Here is a 22,335-nt window from a genome sequence, read left to right as displayed (position 1 = left end):
ATATATGTTTTCAACTATCAATCAACAGGGGGAATTAGTTATGGATATAAATAACCAACCTGACTTAATGAGATTAATTCAAATAAAGTTTCCAAGATTAAGTAAAGGACAAAAACTGATTGCAGAATACATACTTAAGTATTATGATAAAGCAGCCTTTATGACAGCAGCAAAACTTGGAGTTAGTGTGGGTGTAAGTGAATCAACAGTAGTTAGATTTGCTATAGAACTTGGGTTCAGTGGATATCCAAAGTTGCAGAAGGCTTTACAGGAACTTATTAAAAATAAGCTTACTACAGTTCAAAGATTAGAGCTGTCTAATGATTATATAAGTGAAGAAAATGCTTTAAAAGGCGTTTTAAAAGCAGATATAGAAAATATAAGAGCAACTTTAGAAAAAATAAATCATAAAACTTTTGAAGAAGTAGTGAACAATATATTTTCAGCTAAAAGAATATATATTATTGGTTTAAGAAGTTCATCAGCCTTATCAGAGTTTTTAGGATTTTATTTAAATTTAATTTTAGAAAATGTTAATGTAGTGGGAAATGGTATAAGTGATATTTTTGAGCAGATGATTAACCTAGGAAAAGGTGATTTGGTCATTGGAATTGGTTTTCCAAGATATGCAGTTAAAACAATAAATGCTTTAGCGTTTGCTCAAAGCAGAGGAGCTAAGGTAGTTGCAATAACAGATAGTCTACTTTCTCCACTTGCAGCAAAATCAGATTATACATTAATTGCTCAAAGTAATATGGCTTCCTTCGTGGATTCTTTGGTTGCACCATTAAGCGTTATAAATGCATTAATAATAGCTGTTGGGATGAGAGAAAAAGATAAAATTTCTGCAACATTCAATAATCTTGAAGAGATATGGAAAGAATATAATGTATATTCTTCAAGTAAATCTTTATATGAAGAAAGGTAAGGAAATCACCTTTCTTTTATTTTGCAATAAAGTTAAATCCTGAGGTTAGACTCGAATTTTAATTTACATATACAGGAGCTGATAAAAATGTCAAAAGTTATAGTTGTAGGTGCTGGTCCAGCTGGTATGATGGCTTCAATTACTGCCGCAAAAAAACATGATGTAATTCTAATTGACGGTAATGAAAGGCTTGGTAAGAAACTTTTCATTACAGGAAAAGGTAGGTGCAATGTTACTAATGCAAAGGATATAGGAGAATTCTTTGATAATATCCCAGGAAATCCATATTTTTTGTATAGTTCTTTATATTCATTTACTAACATAGATACTATGAATTTTTTTGAGAAGCAAGGGGTTAAACTAAAAGTTGAGAGAGGGGACAGAGTTTTTCCTGAATCTGATAAATCTTCAGATATAATAAAAGCTTTGGAAAGAGCTCTTATTAATTCTAATGTTAAAATAATGTTGAATTCTAAGGTTAATGATATAATTAAAAAGGATTCACAGATTAAATCAGTTAAATTAGAAAATGGTGATATAATTAGTGGTGATTACTTTGTTATTTGTACAGGAGGAAAATCCTATCCTTTAACTGGCTCTACAGGCGATGGGTTCAGATTTGCTAAGAAGCTTGGTCATACTGTAACTGAGTTAAAGCCATCATTAGTGCCAGTAGAAATAGATGATGCTTGGGTAAGGGAACTACAAGGTCTTTCATTAAAAAATGTTAGATTAACTTTTTATGAGAATAAGAAAAAAGTGTATGATGATTTGGGAGAAATGATTTTTACCCATTTTGGAATTTCGGGGCCATTAGTTTTAAGTGGTAGCCGCTATATTAAGGAATTGAAAACTAAAAATTATGAGGCATCATTAAATTTAAAACCAGCCTTAGATTCAAAGGAATTAGATTTAAGAGTACAAAAAGACTTTAAAAAGTATATAAACAAAGACTTTAAGAATTCTTTAGATGATTTGTTCCCTAAAAATTTAATACCAATTATAATTAAATTATCAGGAATTAATGAAAATAAAAAGGTAAATGAAATTACTAAAGAAGAGAGAAAAAGACTGATAAGTCTTATTCAGGATATGAGAATGACAGTTACAGGACTTAGACCTATAGATCAAGCTATTGTAACTGCTGGAGGAGTAGATGTTTCTGAAATTGATCCATCTACAATGAAATCAAAATTAGTGGATAATTTGTATTTTGCTGGTGAGGTAGTGGATGTGGATGCATTTACAGGTGGGTACAATGTTCAAATAGCTTTTTCTACTGGTTATATAGCTGGTTCAAAATTAGGGGAATAGATTAAATAAATTTTATTATGAGGTGTGTTTAAATGAGAATATCAGTTGCCATTGATGGTCCTGCAGGAGCAGGAAAGAGTACTATAGCAAAAATAGTTGCAAAGAAATTTAATTTAATGTATATAAATACAGGAGCTATGTATAGAGCTGTTACTTTTGTTTCAATGAATAAAGATTTAGCTCCAACTCAAGTAAAAAATATATGTGAAGAAATAGATAAAATGGAGATGCATTTTGAAAATGATGATTTGATACTAAATGGTGAAAATATAAATGAAAGGTTAACTCACCCTGACATAAGTAAAAATGTTTCAGCTTATGCATCTATAAGAGAGGTAAGACAAAAGTTAGTAAAGCTTCAACAAGAAATGTCATTGAAATATGATGTGATTATGGATGGAAGAGATATTGGTACAGTTGTACTTAAAGATGCTCCATATAAGTTTTTCTTAACTGCTACTGCAGAAGAAAGAGCAAAGCGAAGATTTATTGAGTTAACAGAAAAAAATATTGAAGTAGAATATGAAGAAATATTAGAAGATATTATTAGAAGAGATTATCTTGATACTCATAGAGAAGTAGATCCATTAACTATGGCAGAGGATGCTATAGAAATAGATACTACAGGCTTGGATATTGATGGCGTTGTAAATAAAATTTCTGAATGCATTAGAAAGTAAGGTGAAAGTATGGTACAAGTAAAATTAGCAGATAGTGCAGGTTTTTGTTTTGGTGTAAAAAGAGCTGTTGATGAAACTCTTAAAATACAAAAAGATTTAAATAAAAAGATTTATACTTTAGGCCCTCTTATCCATAATAATGATGTAGTTAATTTTTTAGAGCAAAATAATATTTTTGCAATAAGCCTTGAAGATCTTGACCAATTAACTGAAGAGGACACTGTGGTAATAAGATCTCATGGTGTATCAAAAGAAGTAATTGATAAGATAAAAGACAGAGGAATTAAATTGGTTAATGCTACTTGTCCTTATGTTACTAATATACAGAAAAAAGTTAATAAGTATTCTGATGAAGGATATAAAATTGTTATTTTAGGAGATAAAAATCATCCAGAGGTTATAGGCATAAACGGATGGTGTGGAAATAATGCTATTATTACATCTAAAGGTAATATAGAAGAAGAAATTCCAGGTAAAGTATGTGTAGTATCTCAAACTACAGAAAAGCAAGAAAACTGGAAAAGAACAATCAATAATGTGGCAGAGTTAAGTAAGGAGTTTCTAGCTTTTAATACTATTTGTTCTGCTACAGAGGTAAGACAATTAAGTGCTGATAATCTTTCAAAAGAAGTAGATGTGATGCTTGTCATAGGTGGAAAGAATAGTTCTAACACCACTAAATTATTTCAAATATGCAGTGCAAATTGTAAAAATACCTATCATATAGAAAATATTAAAGACATAGATATAGAGGAAATAAAAAAAATGAGTCCTAAAACTGTAGGTGTAACAGCTGGTGCTTCAACACCAGATTGGATAATAACAGAAGTTTTGGATTTATTAAAAACAATTTAACACATAATGTACTGATTGTTGAGTTAGGGTAAAAGGGTTAAGCAGATGATAGAATATAAAAATTTAACACTAAAAAATTATTTTTCATTAAAAAAAATGTATGGTAAAGGTAAAGAATTTAATCAACTAAATGATGAATTAGCAGATAATTTTCAAAAATCAAATTTTTTAAGTTTTCTTATGTCTAATCAAATCATTAAATTGATAAAAGTAAATAAAAAATATATTGGATATGTATGGTATGAAAATATATATGAGGATATATATTTAATCAGAGATTTATACATACCAAATAAGTCTTTTAAATATTTTGATTCACTTGACATTAATAATATGCATTTTTTATATGAAAGTTACACTAGTTCAAAATGTAATGAAATTCTTTCAAAGCTTAATTTTTTTCAAAAGGATATTAGTGATTTAATGGTTCTTTCTATGGATAAGATAAATATTGCAGAATCAAAGGATGCAGAGGAGTATGAAGTGTTTCAAAGAGACTATCATGAGAACATAAGATGTGAATTACAGAACAGTATTTTTGATAGTAATTCAAGAATTCCTTTAACTTTGGATGACGTGTATTTTGATGAAGAACAAGATTATTATATTGAGAATGCATGTATCTTTATTAAAGAAAATGATACATACGTCGGTATGGGGCAGATTATTAACCTAAATAATAAACTCACAGTTGTAAACTTTGGAATAAGAAAAGAATTTAGAAACAAGGGTTATGGAAAAAAGCTAATGAATAGGATTTTATATTCTTGCACTGATATAGGTAAAGCATTTGATAAGAGAGAAGTCTATATTAGAGTTAGTAAAGAAAATCCTATAGCTTATTCTTTATATGAAGATTTAGGGTTTAAGTATGTAGACTCGATAATAAGTTGGGAGTTCTAATAAATTATATAAATAAAATGAGGCTGTCATGATTGATTGATAGCCTCATTTTATTTATAGTAAATCATCACAGGGTACACAAGAGCACTTGGTGGATAATACATTTGCACTTAAATGCTCTTTGAAATAACCTCTATCGGATATATCTACTTTTTGCTTATCATCAGAGCTAGGATTATCTTTTGCAATACTATCTTGGTTTTTTAAATCATACATGATATCCCTCCTAATTAATAATAAAATTGTTTATAAACATAATTAATGTCCCATTGACCTTAGTGTATCCGTGTATATAGATTTTATACTTATTTTATTTAATAAGGATTTGTAACCTTATTATAGAAAAAAGAAGATCACGCAGGTTTATAGAGGAAATATTTGAAAAAAATATTAAAAAAACATATAATAAGATAGTTAAATTATATGTTTTCTTACATTATTCTAAATAAAGTAGTTAATTTTATATTTGAAAATTTTAAAATACATTTAGGAGAAAAAATATGAGTATAAAAACATTACATCACGTATGTGTCCAAACGCAAAAATATAAGGAGTCTCTTGATTTCTATACTAGAATTCTTGGATTTGAAATAGTTATTGAAACACCTGATTTTCATGGTAGAGATTTTAATACCTGGCTTAGGTTGGGGACATTCATGATTGAATTACAAACACCCAAAAAAGGTACTGAATTTAATACATATAGTTCACTTAGTGAAGGAATAGTACATCTATGCTTTTGGGTGGACGATATTAATGAAGAATTAAGTAGAATAAAGAATTTAGGCTATAAAGATTTCAAAATAAAAAATGGTGAAGAAATATATAAAGTTGAAAAAGGGTATTTATTTAAGATTAAGGCTCCAGAGGGAACAGAAATTGAAATGAGAGATACAGATATATAATGGATTATATATCATACAGGAGTAATATAGTTAGTTGTATTTACACGAAAAGGGGTGGAACTGATATGTCATGTCATTTGATGATTAATTTAAATGCTTTTCTCTGTACAAGATTTAATGCTTGGACGAACTTGTGCAGAGTATAAATTTGTAAGGATTAGGCATATGGACTTACTTATTTTTTGAAGACGCCTTATTTATATAAATTGTCCACATTGGATTTTGTACTTTTAAGATTATAAAAAATAACTTAAAAGGAGAAAAACAATGAAAGAAAATAAATTTAAAAGTTTTATATTATTTTGGCTAAGCCAATCAATATCAGAATTAGGAAGTTCTATGACCAGTTTTGCACTTATTATATGGGCATATGGGAAGACGAATTCTGCAATGTCAGTATCTCTAATGACGTTCTTTTCATATTTGCCATATATTATTGTTAGTGTTTTTGCAGGAGCATTTATAGATAGTCATAGCAAAAAAAAGATTATGTTATGGTCTGATACCATAGCAGCTTTATGCTCAAGCACTGTTTTAACATTGCTAGTTATGGGAAAGTTGGAAGTTTGGTATATTTATATTATAAATGGAATTAATGGGTTTATGAATTCTTTTCAGTCTCCAGCCTCTATGGTGGCAGTAGGTATTATAGTTCCAGAAAAAAAATATACAAAGGCTAGTGGAATGAATTCATTTTCTAGTTCATTACTTACCTTTGTTACTCCTATGCTTGCAGCATTTGTGAGTTCATTTTTAGGCTTGCAGGGTGTTATTATTATTGACTTAAGTACATTTATTTTTGCAGTGATTATTTTAACATTTTTTATTTCTATTCCAGAACAGTTAATGAATGAAACTGATAAAAAGGACAATATCTTTAATGGATGTAAAGAGGGAATGGGATTTCTTTTTAAGCATAAAGGAATATGGTATGTGATTATAAGTATGGCATTTTTAAACTTCTTTTCACGATTAACTTATGAAAATATTTTGTCCCCAATGATATTGGCTAGGAGTTCTGGCAATTCTAATATACTTGGTATCGTTAGTGCAGTTCTTGGCATGGGAGGTATTGCGGGAGGATTAATTGTTTCTTTAGTAAAGTTGCCAAATAGTAATGCTAAATTAATCTATTTTTCAGCTGCTTTTTCGTTCGCTTTTGGAGATTTATTTATGGGTATTGGGCAGAATGTATATGTTTGGTGTATTGCAGCAATTGCAGCTAGCGTACCCATACCATTTATAGCTGCAGGTCAAAATGTTATTTTATATAATGAGATTCCTAAAGAAATGCAAGGAAGAGTATTTGCAGTAAGAAATGCAGTACAATATTGTACTATACCTGCTGGTATAGTATTAGGAGGAGTTCTAGCTGATTATGTATTTGAACCTTTTATGCTTTCACATAATAAGCTTGCATTTCTATTACAAAAAGTTGTAGGTAATGGATCAGGAAGTGGAATGGCAGTTATGTTTTTGTGTACAGGAATCTTAGGTTTTATAACAAGTATTCTATGGTATAGGAATAAACATATTAGAGCTTTATAAGATAGTAGGGAAATTTAATGCTAAATAAACATAAGATGAATTAGTAATCATATTAATGAAAATAATAGACTATAGATATTTAGACTATTAGAAGTTGTGAGGGGATGATTATAATGATATTTGATGAATTATATAACATAGCAAAAAAAACTTTAAATCCACGACAAATATCTAAGAATTCTTCTGCGAGTTCTGTGGCAGCAGCTATTTTAACTGATAAAGGAAATGTTTATACAGGAGTATGTATAGATACACCTTGTTCTATGGGATTCTGTGCAGAACATGCTGCAATTGCTTCAATGATAACTGCTGGTGAGAATAGAATAGTAAAATTAGTAGCTGTGTATAAAGATGGATCAATAATTCCTCCTTGTGGTAGATGTAGAGAATTTATTTGTCAGATTCATGATGATAATTACAAGTGTGCAGTAATGGTTAGAAAAGACACAATTGTAACTATAGATGATTTGTTACCATATAGTTGGGAAAGAAATAATTTATGAGGTGAAAAATGGATAATATAATATCAGAGAGATTAATAATTAGAAGATTTAAGAAGGAAGATTGGCAAGATTTATTTGAATACTTATCAGATGAAGAGGTTGTAAAATTTGAACCTTATGATATTTATTCTGAACAGCAAGCTAAAGAAGAGGCAGTCAATAGGTCAAATAATGAATGTTTCTATGCAGTTTGCTTAAAGGAAAGTGGTAAAGTGATAGGAAATTTGTATTTTGGGAAAGGGGATTTTGATACTTGGGAATTAGGCTATGTATTTAATAGAAAATATCAAGGTAATGGATATGCTTCAGAAAGTTCAAAAGCCTTAATTGATCATGCTTTTGAAAATTTAGGAGTTAGACGAATTATAGCTTTATGTAGTGATAAGAATGAACGTTCTTGGAAATTGATGGAGCGTTTAGGAATGAGACGGGAAGGATTATTTCTGCAAAATGTTACCTTCAAAACTGACGATGATGGACAGCCTATTTGGTTTAATTCATATGAATATGCTATTCTAAAGTCGGAATGGAATAAGTAATTTTAATATGTATACAAAAGGGTGATTATAGATGAAAAACATAATTTGTGTTCAACATACACAATCAATACATCATACTAATGGTATGATAGGTTCTTGGACAGATTGGGATTTAAGTGAGTTAGGAATTAGACAAGCGGATAATATAGGTAAAGCTCTAAAAAGTGAAATACAAGATAATCAATATGTAATTTATTCATCAGATTTAAAACGAGCAGCTCAAACAGCAAATAAAATAGCAAGTCATTTAAAAGTTCAGCCTATATTAAAGAAAGAATTAAGAGAACTGAATTTGGGAAGTGCAGTTGGCAAGTCTGTTGAATGGTTTAAGAATAGTATGCTTTCAAGAAACGATAGTGTTTGTGAAGTGGATTATAGATTTTTAGAGGATGCAGAATCTCAGAGAGAGTTATATATTCGTGTAAAAGCATTTTTAGACGATATTTTATGTAAAGAAAACGAAAATATTATAATTGTTTCTCATGGTGATACACTAAGAATGTTATTTTATATTTGGATGTATAATTCATTAGACGATTTTGAAAATAGAAAGTTTGGTGGAGTTGCAGGTGGAGTATCAATGCTTTGTGAGGATCAAAACGGTAAAAGAATAATTAAGAAGCTTAATGATGTATCCTATATAAATTATCAGCAATAAATATTATTAATACTAAGATTAAGCTGTTATAATAAAATACAGAGAAAACTATTTTAGATAAAATAGTAGGTTTGGAGTGATACATATTAATAAAACAAAGATTTTTTTAATGAGATTATTTTATGTTTCATTTTTTCTTATATGGGGGTGGATATTTTTAAATGTAATTTATAAGAGTAGAGAAGACTTTAAATTACCCTTACTAGTTTTGGTAAGTATTTTGTTATTAATTTTTTTAGTGTTTACATCTAAGATAATAGATAATTTTAAAAATAAACTTGGCTCAAGGGCAAAAGAATATATTTTTCTTCCTATAATGCTAATAATGTTTTTTATACAACTTATGGTTGGATATAGATTAAGTGTAAATCCTAGTTGGGATTTTGGAGTAGTATACAGACAAGCGTTAGAACTTTCAAATACATCTGGACCAGTTAAGGCTAATATATATTTTGTTCAATATCCTAATAATATTGGACTATTGATTCTTTTGGCATATTATTTTAAGTTATTAAGTTTTTGGGGGATAACAAACACTCTTTATTTTGCGATAGTACTTAATATATTTTTCATTGATGCTGCCATTATATTTTTATTCTTAATATGTAAAGAAATTTGGAATACAAAAAAAGCATTTTTGGTTCTTATTTTATGTTTTATTTTTATGCCATACTATACTGAAGTTCCGATTTTTTACACTGATACTACTTCAATAACATTTATAACGGCAATCATTTATTTATATGTGATTGCTAATAAATCAGAAAAAGCAAAAAAGAAAACTATTTGTTTTGTGTTTATTGGAGTACTTACAGCATTAGGGTTTAGATTAAAGGCTACAGTAGCTATTATATTGGTTGCGACTATTATTCATATGATATTTAGAAAAGATAAGTTTTTAAACAAAGTAATTTACACATTAGTAATTATTATTGCTTTCATAATTTCAATGTTTTTAAGTGGATTTGCAATTAATTCTAAATTAATTATTAGTGACTATGAAAAAAATAGAGTGCAATTTCCCTATACTCATTGGGTGATGATGGGGCTTCAAGACGTAGGGTTTTATAATGAAAATGATGTACAATTTACAATGGAACGTGGTCCATATGATAAAAAGAAAGCAGCTAATATTGAAGTTATAGAGAAACGAGTTAACGATTATGGTTTTTTAGGAATGGCAAAACATCTAACTAAAAAGGCTGCATATACTTGGGGAGATGGTACTTATTTTGCACCGCATAGTTTGAAACTTAAACCACTTGTAGATACTAGATTGCATAAATTTGTATTGCCAAAAGGTGAGTATTACTATGTTTTTAGTTATTACAGTCAAGTATATCATTTGGTAATTCTATTTTTAATTCTTATTGTTTTATATAAAAAAATTAAAGTTTCAACTTTAGAAGATACATTTTTAATAGATATTTCAGTTTTTGGGTTGTTGATATTTTTATTGATATGGGAAACAATTTCTAGGTATCTATTTAATTTCACACCATTGTTAATGATTATAGCAATTCAAGGATTGGATTATATTAAAAGTATTCCATCTATAAATAAAATATTAATACTGAATAGAAAATAGGAGCTTGTTGTGTAAACAACAAGCTTTTTTATATATAAGTACAAAATATGTTGTTTTATTCTATATATAGTAAAATAACTTCAATGGATTTATAGAAATTTATGGTATACTTATACTAAGTTGTTCCAATATAATAAAAAATAATATAAAGGCATAGAGGAGATTGAGATGGATGATTTATGGGAACGTTCAATATGTTTTTATAATATAGAACTTCAAGAAATAAGAGAAATATTTAAAGAATATGATAGAAATTTTGAAATACTAGATTTTACACCGATAAATATTGGCTGTAGAAATAGTAATTATAAAGTAGATACAAATAAAGGTTCATTTTTATTAAGAATTTGTCCTATAAATGATACAAAATATAAGAAAGAACAGAAAATTAGTGAACTGTTTTCCGAAGTATTAAATGTACCAAAATTATTATTTGTATCTGGGAATAATTCTAAAAAAAGAGTTTGCTTAATATATGATTATATTTACGGTATTTCACTTCAAAGCTTAGTATTGAAGGCAGGAAAATTTGGTGAAAGAATTATAAATCAGGTAGCTAAAAGTGCTGCATTTATACACAGTTATGATTTTGAGAAAAGTGAGGAGTTCAATGATAATTATCCACCATTTTTAACATGGTATGAGTTATTTTTAAATAATGAATGGGCTTCAGCACGTCTTGGTAGTGATATTAAAAACAGAGTGAAACAACTTATATTAGATAAACAAAATGAATTAAAGCTAATAGATGAATATAATAGCTTCATTCATGCAGATTTTAGGCCAGCTAATATGATAATTGACAAAGACAACGATATTTGGGTTGTAGATTGGGAATTTGCAGGATTTGGTCACAGTTTAGCAGATATAGGTCAATTTTTTAGATATTCAAACTGCTTTGAAAAGTCACAAATATTAAAATTTCGAGAGGTATACAATAGTTTTGCAAAAAAATCTTTGCCATCCAATTGGTATGAATTGAGTAAGCTTAGGGATTTGGTGAATCCATTACAAATGTTAGGTGGTGAAGAAGAACTTCCAGAAAAATATAAGGATTTAAAGAAGCTTGTCATTGAGACTTTAAATTATTTTGGGTATTAATTTTATACTGATTGAGAACTAAGTCAGTATATTTTTCTGTGTAAACCATAAAGTAAAGGTTTAATACATAGAGTTATGAACAAAAATAGAAGTAGAAAGTTAGGCGAAAATATGAGTAATAAATGTAATGGAAAAGTAATTTTATATTTAATGAGACATGGACAAACTATTTTAAATAAAGCTAGAAGAACTCAAGGGTGGTGTGATGCAGTTCTTACAAAGGAAGGAATTGAGGTGGCTATAAATGCTGGATTAGGTCTTAGTGATACTAATTTTAAATCAGTTTATAGCAGTGATTTAGGAAGAGCTGCAACAACTGCAGGAATTGTTATAAAAGAGAATAAAGCAAGTGAACATTTAGAGTTAAGAAAACTCGAAGGATTAAGAGAGGTTTACTTTGGAAAATATGAAGGTGAGCATGAAGAAATCATGCTTAGAGATATTCTAAGTTATCTTAACGTAAGCTCTTTTGCTGAAGCAGAAGAAAAATATGATTTCCAAAAAGAATACTGCAATGTATGTGCAACTTTAGATGAAACAAATGAAGCAGAGAATTATGATAGTGCTATATCAAGAGTTATGAGGACCATGAATGCTATATGTTCAGAAAATGCTAAAGATAATGGAGGAAATGTACTTGTTGTTGCGCATGGAGGAATAATTAGATTGATTATAGATCACTTAGACAAAAGTTTTAATATAAGAGAAATGGACAATGCAGGTATCTCTAAGATTATATATGAGGATGGGAAATTTACAGTTGAATCTGTAAATGATAGTAGTTATAGCGAAAAAGGTAAGGCTATTAGAAATATAATGGTTTAATTATTTTATGAAATAAGAATAGAGGAACAGATGAAATGAATGATATAGGGAATATGGTATTTAAGGAATTTGGACAACAAAATAAGCCTATAGTAGTACTTATACATGGCTTTCTTATGCCTTGGAAAATGTGGGAACCACAAATAGAAGAATTTAGTAAAGAATATCATGTGATTGTACCAATTCTAGAAGGACATCAAAAAAATAATCAAAATATATTTACATCTATTGAAAACAATTCAAATCAAATTATAGATTATTTAGAAAAACACAATTTCAAAGAAATTTTTGCTATATGCGGTCTTTCATTAGGAGCATCAATTACTGTGGACATACTTGGTAGAGATAGATTAATTGTTAAGAAGGCAATTATTGATGCTGGAATTACACCTATATGTGTCACTAAAATACAAAAGACATTTATAGTATACAGAAGTCTTTTTGAAACCTGTTTAGTGAGGAAGAGCAAAAAAATGTTGGAAATGGTATTTAAGCCACAGGACTATTCAAGGGTACGAGTTGATGAAATTTATGAGATGCTTCAGCATATATCAAATGATACTGTTAAGAATGTATATTCTTCTATATTTACGTATAAATTGCCTGAAGATTTGTCTAATATTAAAACTGAAATAAGATATTGGTATGGTACGAAAGAAGGAAATCAAAGAAAGAGGGATGCTGAATTTATTATAAAGGTATTTCCAAATGCAAAATATCAGGTATTTGATGGTTATGCTCATGGACAACTTTGTGTGGGAAATCCCAATTTGTATTTAAAATATGCATATAGTTTTTTTTATGAAGTATAACATGCTTGCTATATTCTTTTCTACATTTGGTAAGTGTAATGAAGAGTTTGAGGATGGAAAATTTACAGTTGAGTATGTAAATGATAGTAGTTACAGCGAAAAATGCAAGGATATGAGAGCAGCAATTGGTTAGTGGTAAATAGAATAATATCACGTCATTTTTATCAAAATAAAATATATTAATGATAGGAAGTGACGTATATATGAATATTATTTTAAGCTTAATGGTTGGATTAGGTCTAGCATTTAATAATATTTTAATAAAAACTACAAATACGGAAGTTACTACACCAGCATCAATAGATGCTATTATTTTAGCTTATGACACTATGCATACAGCTGATAAAGATCAATTAAGAGATTACATAATATTGGACATGGAATCTATATATTTTACTGATACAACCTATGAAGAGAGAAAAAAGGTTATAGAATATTTTGAAAAATATAATAAACCAGTTTTAAATGCTTCACTGTTTAAGTTGCAACGAATTGGCTTAGCAAATAAGCGTAGTGAACTTAAGATAAATGGAGAATTGTTGATGTTTACTGACATATATCCAGATGATTCCTCAGGTATGGTATTTGAAGGTTGGAAATACTATGCACCTCTTGGTGCTAAGAAATATAGAATAAAGCTAAAAGTTGTTAATAATAAATGGAGTGTTATAGATGTAGAATTTATAGGAGTTGCTTAGTAAACATATGATTTTTGAATTTATTATAATTGTAAGCAAATGTGAAGAACGCTATATATAATATTTGTACAATTTATAGTATGCTTTATGGAAATAGACTTAGATTAAGAGTTCAATTATATTATACTATATTGCGATGTGAGGGGAAAATATGGATGATTTCATTACTATAAAAGGTGCTAAAATTCATAATTTAAAAAATATAGATGTTAGGATACCTAAAAACAAACTTACTGTTATTACAGGTGTTTCTGGAAGTGGAAAGTCTAGTCTTGCTTTTGATACTTTGTATGAAGAGGGGAAAAGACGATATCTTTTGTTTTCAGGTACACAATTTATGGTGGATACTGCTTCAAGTTTTCAAAGTATTACTGGGTTGTCACCTACAGTTGCTGTTGAACAGAGGATAATTCGTCAGTCAAATCCAAGAAGTACTGTTGGAACTCGTACCAAAATTAGTAACATGCTTGCTATATTCTTTTCTACATTTGGTAAGCGTAATGAAGCGTTTGATGATGGAATTCCACTTTCTATGGAGATGTTTCAGAAGAATTCTCCTAAAGGAATGTGTGTTAAGTGTTTAGGTAAGGGGCAAATATATAAAATAGATGAAGAAAAGCTTTTTGGTAATAGATCAAAGGCTATAGATGAGTTGGTTTTTGAACTTGCTAAACGTGGAACTACAAGAAAAATGATGGATTCATTTTGTAAATATTATGGAGTTTCTATAAATCAAAAGACTAGTACTTTATCTGAAGAACAATTCAATGCTTTGAAGTATGGTGATGGTGGTAAGACTGCTTTTCCGGGGTTTATGCAATGGATAATGCAAGTTATAAATAGTCCAAGCAGTAGGTTGAAGTATTTATTAACTGAAGATGGAAGTTTAACTTATGTTAGTTGTCCTAAATGTGGTGGAACAGGTCTTGGTCAACAGGCAATTCATACGACTGTTGGTGGTAAAACTATTGCTGATTTAGAAAACATGCATATTAAAGATTTGCTAAATTATCTAAAATTACAAAAGGATATCTCACTTGGATCTAATCTATTGAATGATATAATAATAAAACTTGAATGTATGGTGGATGTTGGATTGCATCATTTATCACTTTCCCGTCCTGTTCCAACCCTTTCTGGTGGAGAAATACAGAGATTATTTTTAGCTTCATTTATAATTGCTGAAATGGATTCTATAATATTTATTTTTGATGAGCCTACAATTGGGTTACATGAGGTTGAAAAGGAAAAACTTATAAGCATAATTAAAAATTTAGTATGCAGAGGGAATACTGTTGTAGCAGTTGAGCATGATGAAAATTTTATGAAAGCAGCAGATTATATTATTGATATAGGTCCAAATGCAGGTATATATGGAGGTCAGAGAGTATTTCAAGGAACATTGGATGAGTTTATGACCTGCAACAATTCCAAAACAGCTCCATACTTAGCTGGAAGTAAGAAGTTTACTGTTAAGACAGAATATAAACCTATTAATGTAGATAAAATCCTTACATTAGAAAATGCAAGTCTTCATAACCTGCATAATATAACTGTAGATTTTCCATTGGGTCTTATCATTGGAGTTGCAGGTGTTTCAGGTAGCGGAAAATCAAGTCTTATTGCAGATACTCTGGTTCCAAAATTAAAGGAGCTTTTGAAAACTAAGTTTATAGGTGAGCAAGAGGATGATGAGGATAAAGCTTATGAAAACTATAGTGATGTTGCTATTAAAGGAATAGAGAATATAGGTAAGTGTGTTGTAGTTGATCAAAAAGCTATAGGAAGAAGCAGAACTTCCTGTCCTGCAACTTATGTTGGAATTTTTGATAGAATTAGAAAACTTCTTGCCAATACTGATGAAGCTAAGGAAAATGGATATAAAGAAGGCTTATTCAGTGTTAATTCTCAAGGGGGATGCAGGGTGTGTAAAGGTGATGGAGTAGTTCATTATCATGTTGGATATGGTAATTTCATTGACCTTGAATGTGAAAGTTGTGGTGGAACAGGTTTTGTTGAAGAAGCAATGGAAGTTAAGCTTAAGGGGAAGAATATTAGAGAAATTCTTGCAATGAGTGTTTTGGAAGCAGTAGATTTTTTCAGAGATATTGATAAACCTATATATAATATGCTTTCAATATTATCTCAGGTTGGATTAGGTTATTTAAAGCTGGGTCAACAAACACCTACTATTTCTGGAGGTGAAGCTCAGAGAATAAAACTTGCTAAGGAGCTTGGAAAGAGACAGAGTAAGAACAGTGTATATATTTTAGATGAACCAACAACTGGATTGTCTTTTGATGATACTGAGAAGCTTATTAATTTGCTTCAGAAACTCGGAAATAATGGCAATACTATTATAATCACAGAACATGATCCTATAGTTCTTAGTAATTGTGATTATATAATTGAACTAGGCCCTGGTGGTGGTAGTGATGGGGGATATATAATTGCTACAGGTACTCCAGAAGAATTAAAAGAAAATAATAAATCTATTATAGGCAGGTACTTACAATGAGTTACGGTTGGAAGATTTCAACTCCAAAAGCTGAGGGAATGAATGAGGAAATATTAAATAACATTGATGATTACATAAAGCAAAAACATTATAGACTTATAAACAGTGTTCTGGTAATAAAAAATGAAAAAATAATATTTGAGCATTATTATAATAAGTTTAATGCAAATAGCCGAAATAATATCAAATCTATATGGAAAAGTATTTTATCCATTACATTAGGAATTTGTATTGATAAAGGAATAATAAAGAGTATTGATGAACATATTAGTAAATATCTTAAAGAATTTAATCAAGGGGAGCATCCCTATCATAAAGCAATAACAATAAGAGATTTACTTACTATGTCATCTGGGATATATTGGGATGGAGGAGTTCATTATCATTGCCCAATGATGATGCAGATGATGAGATCAGGCAACTGGATTTCACATATTTCAGATATTGCAATGGAAAATTACCCAGGAAATAAATTCCAGTACAAAGAGTGGGATGTTATTCTTCTTTCAGCAATAATAAGCAATGCAGCTGGGAAAACAGCATATGAAATTTGTAATGAATTTTTATATAAACCTCTAGAAATTACTAGTGGGATCTGGTCCCAAAGTGCTGATAATGTATCATATACAGTTATGAAAGGTGAGGAAAATTCAGATTTATCTGCTAGAGATTTAGCTAAAATAGGTCTACTGTTTTTGAATAATGGGGTTTTTCAAGGAAAGAGAATTGTATCAGAGAATTATGTAAAGCAGGCGATATTTCCTAGTACAGCAAGCTCTGGGTACGGCTATCTTTGGTGGCTTTTTGATGGTGGATATGCTTGCCGTGGTTATGGTGGACAAGAAGTTAATGTGTATCCAGAAGAACAGCTAATTATTGTGATTCAAGCAACACCATCTCCGCAAAGCAAATCTTATGGAGATATTGCAGAGCAAATTTTAATGGCAATAAATTAAGAAAAAAATATATATATGGTGATTTAATATCATAGATGATTAGAAAGGATGATGATAGCACATTTTCTAATTATCTATGATTATTTAAAATTATCCTGATTTATAGTGTGCTGTATACGGAACTGCTTTGGCGTTACGCCTGTCTTTTTTTTGAAAGTACGTATTAAATGGCTGCAATCAGCAAAGCCTGTTTCTTGACTTATGTAGTTAAGGTCAAAGTTTGTAAATAGCAGTAAATCTTTAACCTTACTTAATCTAATAAATTCAATATAATCCTTACAAGATTGTCCATATAATTCGTGAAATTTTTTAGCAAAGTATGAATAGCTCATATGGCATTTTTCTGCTAAGGATTCTACCTTCAAACATTCATGGGAATGTTTATCTATATATTGTAAAATCGTATACAATGAGTCTGAATCATCAGCTATTAAGACGGATTCATTAATATTAAATCCATTCTTTCTCCATATTCTAAGTATTTCGATTAATAAGGATGATATTAAAGCTTGTAAGCGAATATCATACCCATAATCTTTATTTGTTATTTCCTCGATGCAGCTACTAAATAAGTTTTCTAATAAAAAGTTTTTAAAAACTTCTGAAGGGAGAAAAACAGGAGCACAGCTATCATCTATTGCATATCTAAAAATTGAACTCAGTTTTGGAGTATGGCTGCTAGTTATATTCAAATTATCTATATCAAATTTTAGCACATCATATCTTAGTGGTTCTTGTGAAGCAGTAAAAATTGAATGTACTGCTCTTGGGTGAAATAAGATTAAATCACCAGGTTCTAATATATATTCTTCATTATTACAATTGATTATGGCAGTTCCTTTAAGCATGAATATAATTTCCATGAAATAATGCCAATGGGCTTTTATTGGGAAATTATTGTGCTTGGTATCAAATAAAAATGCTTCATATGGTGAAGTTAAAATATTACTTTCTTCAAATAAATAATTCATAGAATCCTCCTAAAATAGATTTGTTCTATTTTTAAACAATTGTATTATATCAGATACAATTGTTAATTGGTATAGTATATACAAACAAGGAATAATCGAAAATATTAGATTATATTACTAGTTAAAGGGGATGAGTTTATTGCAATTTATTAAAGGCTTTACTTTTGCGCCTTTTGCAATACGAGGAAGCTATAAGAAGAAAGAAACTTATAAGAGCTTAGATAACTTAAAGGAAAGAGTAGGAATTAATTTTATAATTCTTGTACCTAATGGTTTGCAAGATACACCTCAATCAGAAGAGATTTGTTATACTTCTAATTTAACTGTATCAGATGAAGAATTAGAAGATATAATAGCTTACGCTAAGAAAATAGGTCTTAGAGTGGCTCTTAAACCAACAGCAAATTGTAAAAATGGAACATGGAGAGCTCATATTAATTTTTTTGATGAAGATGTTCATTGTGAACCGAAATGGACCAATTGGTTTAAATCCTATACGGATTTTCAGCTTCACTATGCTAGGATTGCTGAAAAGACTGGTTGTGAAATGTTCATTGCTGGTTGCGAAATGGTTATGTCAGAACGTAGAGAAAAAGAATGGCGCAAGCTTATAAGTGATATTAGAGAAATTTATAAGGGACTAGTATCTTATAATACTGACAAATATCAAGAGCATAATGTTAAATGGTGGGATTGTGTGGATATAATATCTTCAAGTGGTTATTATCCACTTAAAGATTGGGAAAAGGAGCTAGACCGTATTGAAAAGGTAGTTAATAAATTCAATAAGCCATTTTTCTTTGCAGAGGCTGGCTGCATGTCTACAAAAGGATCTTCAGCAGTTCCTAATGATTGGGGACTTGAAGGATCTGTAGATTTAGAAGAACAGGCAAATTGGTATGAAACTATGTTTGAATCTGCACTTAAGCGAGAGTGGATATCTGGATTTGCAATGTGGGATTGGGCAGGAAATCAGTATTCCTTAAATAAAGCTGAAAGTAACAAAGGCTATGATGTATACGGAAAACCTGCAGAGATTGTTATAAAGAAGTATTATGATATGGAGATGTAATAGTGATAGAAGAGATTAAAGAAAATGATAGATTAGAACCAGAAGAAGAAGCACTTTTAGAAATCTTCAGACGTAATAAGAATCACACGTTAAAAACTCTTATTGGTTTGTATAAAGGACATTATCTGCAGTTGTTTTTTTCATTAGTGTTTTTTGTAATAAAACATTGTCCTGTATGGATTTTACCGATTGTAACTTCAAATATAATAAATACAGCAACAAATGGAGATAAAGATGCAGTTAAAGTAATATTAATCAATGTAATTATTATGATAATTGTAGTTGTACAAAATGTGCCCACAAACTATGTACATACAGTTCTATATGCAAAGGCAATAAGAAATATAGAAAGAGATCTTAGAAGTTCAATTGTGAAGAAATTACAACAACTTTCAATTGCATATCACAATGAGATGCAGTCTGGAAGATTACAGTCTAAGATTATGCGCGATGTGGAACAGATTGAAAATTTGTCAGCACAGATTTTTATAACTATATTGAGCATTATATTAAATATAGCTGTTGCATTAGGTATTGTTATTTTTAAGAGTTTGACTGTATTCCTATTTTTTATTGCAACAATACCTGTAGCAGTGATTATTATGGTTGTTTTTAGAGGTAAGATTAAGAAATATAATAAAGAGTATAGGAGAGAGATGGAAGAGACCTCTGTTCGTGTAATAGAAATGGTTGAATTAATCCCTGTTACAAGAGCCCATGCGTTAGAAAAGCAAGAAACTGAAAAGATGAATAACCAATTAAGTAACGTAGCTAAAAAGGGCTTGAAGCTAGATATAATACAATCCTATTTTTCATCTATAAGTTGGGTTGCATTTCAAGTATTTCAAGTTATTTGTCTTGGGTTTACTGGATATTTAGCAGCTAAAAAATATATAACAATAGGTGAAGTAGTGATGTATCAGACTTATTTCAGTTCTGTAGTTATGCAGGTTTCTAATGTTATTACTTTGTTGCCTATTATTGCTAAGGGGTTAGAGTCTGTGAATTCTGTAGGAGATATATTACTATGTAATGATATAGAAAACAATAATAAGAAAAAGAAAATTAAGAATGTTACTGGGGAGATTATATTTAAAAATGTAGACTTTAGATACAAAGACAGCGAAGTTCCTGTTTTAGAAAATTTAAGTTTTTCTATAAAGCCAGGAGAGACAATAGCTTTTGTTGGTGCTTCAGGAGCAGGAAAATCAACAATCTTAAATCTCGTTATTGGATTTTTTCAAACTACTAATGGACAGGTTTTAATTGATGGTGAAGATATTAAAAATCTTAATTTACAAAGCTATCGTTCACATATTGCAGTTGTTCCTCAAAATGCTATTTTATTTTCAGACACTATTAGAGAAAATATTATTTATGGAACAAATGATATTTCAGATGAGGAATTAAATGAAATAATCAAGGCTGCAAATTTAGAGGAACTAGTAGAATCTTTACCAGATGGTTTAAATACAAAACTAACTGAACATGGGAGAAATCTTTCTGGGGGACAACGACAGAGAGTTAGTATAGCAAGAGCTTTTGTAAGAAAACCTAAAATACTTATTCTTGATGAGGCTACATCTGCCTTAGACAGTGTTTCAGAAAAGAATATACAACAATCTATTGAAAGTCTTGTAAAAGGTAGAACTACCTTAGTTGTTGCACATAGATTATCAACTATTAGAAATGCAGATAAAATTGCAGTCATTGGCAATGGTGGTCTTCAGGAATTTGGTACCTATGATGAGCTAATGGAGCAAAAAGGTGAATTTTACAAATTAAAAAAATTACAGATGTAAAATTAGGAGGAAAAATATAATGAAAGAAAATGAAAAACTAAAGTTATACGAATTATCTGATATTAACTATTTAAAGGTTCATGGTAGAACAACAGGTGAATTATCACCACTTACGTTGTTTTGGACAGGAAGTGCTATTGAATTAAATGCAAAGGGTTCAGAACTGTGGCTTGAGGTTGAAGTAGATTATGATATTTATGAACCTTGGATCAGCATACTTGTCAATTCTGCAGTTGTAAGCAGGCAGATGTTAACTGCGGGTAGATATTGGGTATGTGTATTTAGAGGTATGAACGAAAATGAAACCAAAAATATTCGTATTGTAAGAGATGTTCAAGCTATGAACGGAGATGAGAGCTGTTCGCTAAAGATACATGCAGTAAAATTTGATGGTGAATTTTTACCTATTGAAGAAAAGCCATATAAAATTGAATTTATAGGTGATAGTATTACTTCAGGAGAAGGAACTGTAGGGGCTAAGCCTGAAGAAGACTGGATTTCTATGTGGTTTAGTGCTATAAGAAATTATACTTTCATCACAGCAGAAGCTTTAAATGCAGAATATAGAGTTATATCCCAGAGTGGATGGGGAGTGTTAACAAGTTGGGACAACAATCCTCATTATAACATTCCAGAATACTATGATAAGGTTTGTGGGCTTCTTACTGGAGAAAAAAATGAATCTTTAGGAGCATTTAAACAAAATGATTTTGCTTCTTGGCAGCCCAATGTTGTAGTAGTTAATTTGGGGACTAATGATGCAGGAGCTTTCAACTCACCAGAATGGAAGGATGAAGAAACAGGAGAGATTCATAAACAAAGATTAAATGAAGATGGAACTCCAAATGAAGAAGATTTAAAAGCTTTTGAAGGTGCAGTAGTTATTTTTCTTGCTAAACTTAGAAAATATAATAAAAATGCACATATAGTATGGGTATATGGAATGTTAGGCACACCAATTATGCCAGCAATTTATAGAGCAGTTGATACTTATATCAAAGAGACAAGTGATAAAAGGGTATCAGTTTTTCAGCTTCCCAATACAACAGATGAAACTGTAGGTTCAAGATGTCATCCAGGAGTATTATCACATAAAAAAGCTGCAAAAGAGTTAACTGAATATATAAAAGAAATTATAACCAAATAGTATAGATTTATT

The 22,335-nt window shown here is 29.8% G+C and carries 23 protein-coding genes; 21 read left to right on the top strand and 2 right to left on the bottom strand.

The window, feature by feature from the left end; genetic code table 11:
* Window positions 1-40 precede the first annotated feature (40 nt).
* The 5 genes from OCU47_RS09310 to OCU47_RS09290 all read left to right on the top strand — a co-directional run bounded on the left by OCU47_RS09310 (window position 41) and on the right by OCU47_RS09290 (window position 4,680).
* Window positions 41-928, top strand: coding sequence for a MurR/RpiR family transcriptional regulator (locus tag OCU47_RS09310; RefSeq protein ID WP_261828323.1), 888 nt, complete (start codon window positions 41-43; stop codon window positions 926-928).
* Between the two features lie 87 nt (window positions 929-1,015).
* Window positions 1,016-2,242: a BaiN/RdsA family NAD(P)/FAD-dependent oxidoreductase gene (locus tag OCU47_RS09305; protein WP_261828322.1), complete on the top strand. Its 1,227-nt coding sequence runs from the start codon at window positions 1,016-1,018 to the stop codon at window positions 2,240-2,242.
* A gap of 32 nt (window positions 2,243-2,274) precedes the next feature.
* Complete coding sequence (gene cmk, locus OCU47_RS09300) at window positions 2,275-2,922, top strand: (d)CMP kinase (RefSeq protein ID WP_261828321.1); 648 nt, start codon at window positions 2,275-2,277, stop codon at window positions 2,920-2,922.
* Window positions 2,923-2,931: 9 nt separating this feature from the next.
* Window positions 2,932-3,777 carry a 4-hydroxy-3-methylbut-2-enyl diphosphate reductase gene (locus tag OCU47_RS09295; RefSeq protein ID WP_261828320.1) on the top strand — a complete coding sequence of 282 codons (846 nt, stop codon included), beginning with the start codon at window positions 2,932-2,934 and terminating at the stop codon, window positions 3,775-3,777.
* A 45-nt stretch (window positions 3,778-3,822) separates the two neighbouring features.
* A complete protein-coding gene (locus OCU47_RS09290) occupies window positions 3,823-4,680 on the top strand; it encodes a GNAT family N-acetyltransferase (RefSeq protein WP_261828319.1) in 858 nt (285 codons plus the stop codon).
* A gap of 54 nt (window positions 4,681-4,734) precedes the next feature.
* Here the strand turns inward: OCU47_RS09290 and OCU47_RS09285 are convergent, their stop codons facing one another.
* A complete protein-coding gene (locus OCU47_RS09285; protein ID WP_261828318.1) occupies window positions 4,735-4,896 on the bottom strand; it encodes a hypothetical protein in 162 nt (53 codons plus the stop codon).
* 284 nt (window positions 4,897-5,180) lie between these two features.
* Here OCU47_RS09285 and OCU47_RS09280 point away from each other — a divergent pair, with 284 nt between their 5' ends.
* The 13 genes from OCU47_RS09280 (at window position 5,181) to OCU47_RS09220 (ending at window position 17,331) form a co-directional block, all read left to right on the top strand.
* Window positions 5,181-5,585, top strand: coding sequence for a VOC family protein (locus tag OCU47_RS09280; RefSeq protein ID WP_261828317.1), 405 nt, complete (start codon window positions 5,181-5,183; stop codon window positions 5,583-5,585).
* 267 nt (window positions 5,586-5,852) lie between these two features.
* Window positions 5,853-7,133, top strand: coding sequence for an MFS transporter (locus OCU47_RS09275; protein WP_261828316.1), 1,281 nt, complete (start codon window positions 5,853-5,855; stop codon window positions 7,131-7,133).
* A gap of 113 nt (window positions 7,134-7,246) precedes the next feature.
* Complete coding sequence (locus tag OCU47_RS09270; RefSeq protein ID WP_261828315.1) at window positions 7,247-7,636, top strand: cytidine deaminase family protein; 390 nt, start codon at window positions 7,247-7,249, stop codon at window positions 7,634-7,636.
* A gap of 8 nt (window positions 7,637-7,644) precedes the next feature.
* The gene (locus OCU47_RS09265; protein WP_261828314.1) at window positions 7,645-8,175 is read left to right on the top strand and encodes a GNAT family N-acetyltransferase; all 531 of its coding nucleotides are present in this window, start codon (window positions 7,645-7,647) and stop codon (window positions 8,173-8,175) included.
* Window positions 8,176-8,206: 31 nt separating this feature from the next.
* The gene (locus OCU47_RS09260; protein ID WP_261828313.1) at window positions 8,207-8,833 is read left to right on the top strand and encodes a histidine phosphatase family protein; all 627 of its coding nucleotides are present in this window, start codon (window positions 8,207-8,209) and stop codon (window positions 8,831-8,833) included.
* Between the two features lie 220 nt (window positions 8,834-9,053).
* Window positions 9,054-10,421 (top strand): glycosyltransferase family 39 protein, encoded by a 1,368-nt coding sequence (locus OCU47_RS09255; protein WP_261828312.1) that lies wholly within the window; start codon window positions 9,054-9,056, stop codon window positions 10,419-10,421.
* 168 nt (window positions 10,422-10,589) lie between these two features.
* Window positions 10,590-11,522 carry an aminoglycoside phosphotransferase family protein gene (locus tag OCU47_RS09250; protein ID WP_261828311.1) on the top strand — a complete coding sequence of 311 codons (933 nt, stop codon included), beginning with the start codon at window positions 10,590-10,592 and terminating at the stop codon, window positions 11,520-11,522.
* Between the two features lie 111 nt (window positions 11,523-11,633).
* The gene (locus OCU47_RS09245; RefSeq protein WP_261830609.1) at window positions 11,634-12,347 is read left to right on the top strand and encodes a histidine phosphatase family protein; all 714 of its coding nucleotides are present in this window, start codon (window positions 11,634-11,636) and stop codon (window positions 12,345-12,347) included.
* A 35-nt stretch (window positions 12,348-12,382) separates the two neighbouring features.
* Entirely contained in the window at window positions 12,383-13,159 is a 777-nt protein-coding gene (locus OCU47_RS09240; RefSeq protein ID WP_261828310.1) for an alpha/beta fold hydrolase, read from the top strand.
* Window positions 13,149-13,292 carry a hypothetical protein gene (locus OCU47_RS09235; protein WP_261828309.1) on the top strand — a complete coding sequence of 48 codons (144 nt, stop codon included), beginning with the start codon at window positions 13,149-13,151 and terminating at the stop codon, window positions 13,290-13,292. Before OCU47_RS09240 ends, OCU47_RS09235 begins: the two co-directional genes overlap by 11 nt.
* A gap of 70 nt (window positions 13,293-13,362) precedes the next feature.
* Window positions 13,363-13,857 (top strand): hypothetical protein, encoded by a 495-nt coding sequence (locus OCU47_RS09230; protein WP_261828308.1) that lies wholly within the window; start codon window positions 13,363-13,365, stop codon window positions 13,855-13,857.
* A gap of 151 nt (window positions 13,858-14,008) precedes the next feature.
* Window positions 14,009-16,375, top strand: a complete 2,367-nt coding sequence (locus OCU47_RS09225) for an excinuclease ABC subunit UvrA (protein ID WP_261828307.1) — start codon at window positions 14,009-14,011, stop codon at window positions 16,373-16,375.
* Window positions 16,372-17,331, top strand: a complete 960-nt coding sequence (locus tag OCU47_RS09220) for a serine hydrolase domain-containing protein (RefSeq protein WP_261828306.1) — start codon at window positions 16,372-16,374, stop codon at window positions 17,329-17,331. The genes OCU47_RS09225 and OCU47_RS09220 overlap by 4 nt, the downstream gene beginning before the upstream one ends.
* 80 nt (window positions 17,332-17,411) lie before the next feature.
* Here OCU47_RS09220 and OCU47_RS09215 read toward each other — a convergent pair whose 3' ends face one another.
* Window positions 17,412-18,302 (bottom strand): AraC family transcriptional regulator, encoded by an 891-nt coding sequence (locus tag OCU47_RS09215; RefSeq protein ID WP_261828305.1) that lies wholly within the window; start codon window positions 18,300-18,302, stop codon window positions 17,412-17,414.
* Between the two features lie 139 nt (window positions 18,303-18,441).
* Here OCU47_RS09215 and OCU47_RS09210 point away from each other — a divergent pair, with 139 nt between their 5' ends.
* From OCU47_RS09210 to OCU47_RS09200, 3 genes are read left to right on the top strand one after another with little or no spacing between them, the layout of a single operon-like run.
* Window positions 18,442-19,374: a glycoside hydrolase family 113 gene (locus tag OCU47_RS09210; RefSeq protein ID WP_261828304.1), complete on the top strand. Its 933-nt coding sequence runs from the start codon at window positions 18,442-18,444 to the stop codon at window positions 19,372-19,374.
* 2 nt (window positions 19,375-19,376) lie between these two features.
* On the top strand, window positions 19,377-21,176 hold the full coding sequence (locus tag OCU47_RS09205) for an ABC transporter ATP-binding protein (RefSeq protein WP_261828303.1): 1,800 nt from the start codon (window positions 19,377-19,379) through the stop codon (window positions 21,174-21,176).
* Window positions 21,177-21,195: 19 nt separating this feature from the next.
* A complete protein-coding gene (locus tag OCU47_RS09200; protein WP_261828302.1) occupies window positions 21,196-22,323 on the top strand; it encodes an SGNH/GDSL hydrolase family protein in 1,128 nt (375 codons plus the stop codon).
* The last annotated feature ends 12 nt before the right edge of the window (window positions 22,324-22,335 follow it).

It is taken from the genome of Clostridium sp. TW13 (genome assembly GCF_024345225.1).
Taxonomy (GTDB): domain Bacteria; phylum Bacillota; class Clostridia; order Clostridiales; family Clostridiaceae; genus Inconstantimicrobium; species Inconstantimicrobium mannanitabidum.
The sequence above is the reverse complement of the archived record's forward strand: the minus strand, read 5'-3'. Positions and strand labels throughout refer to the sequence as shown.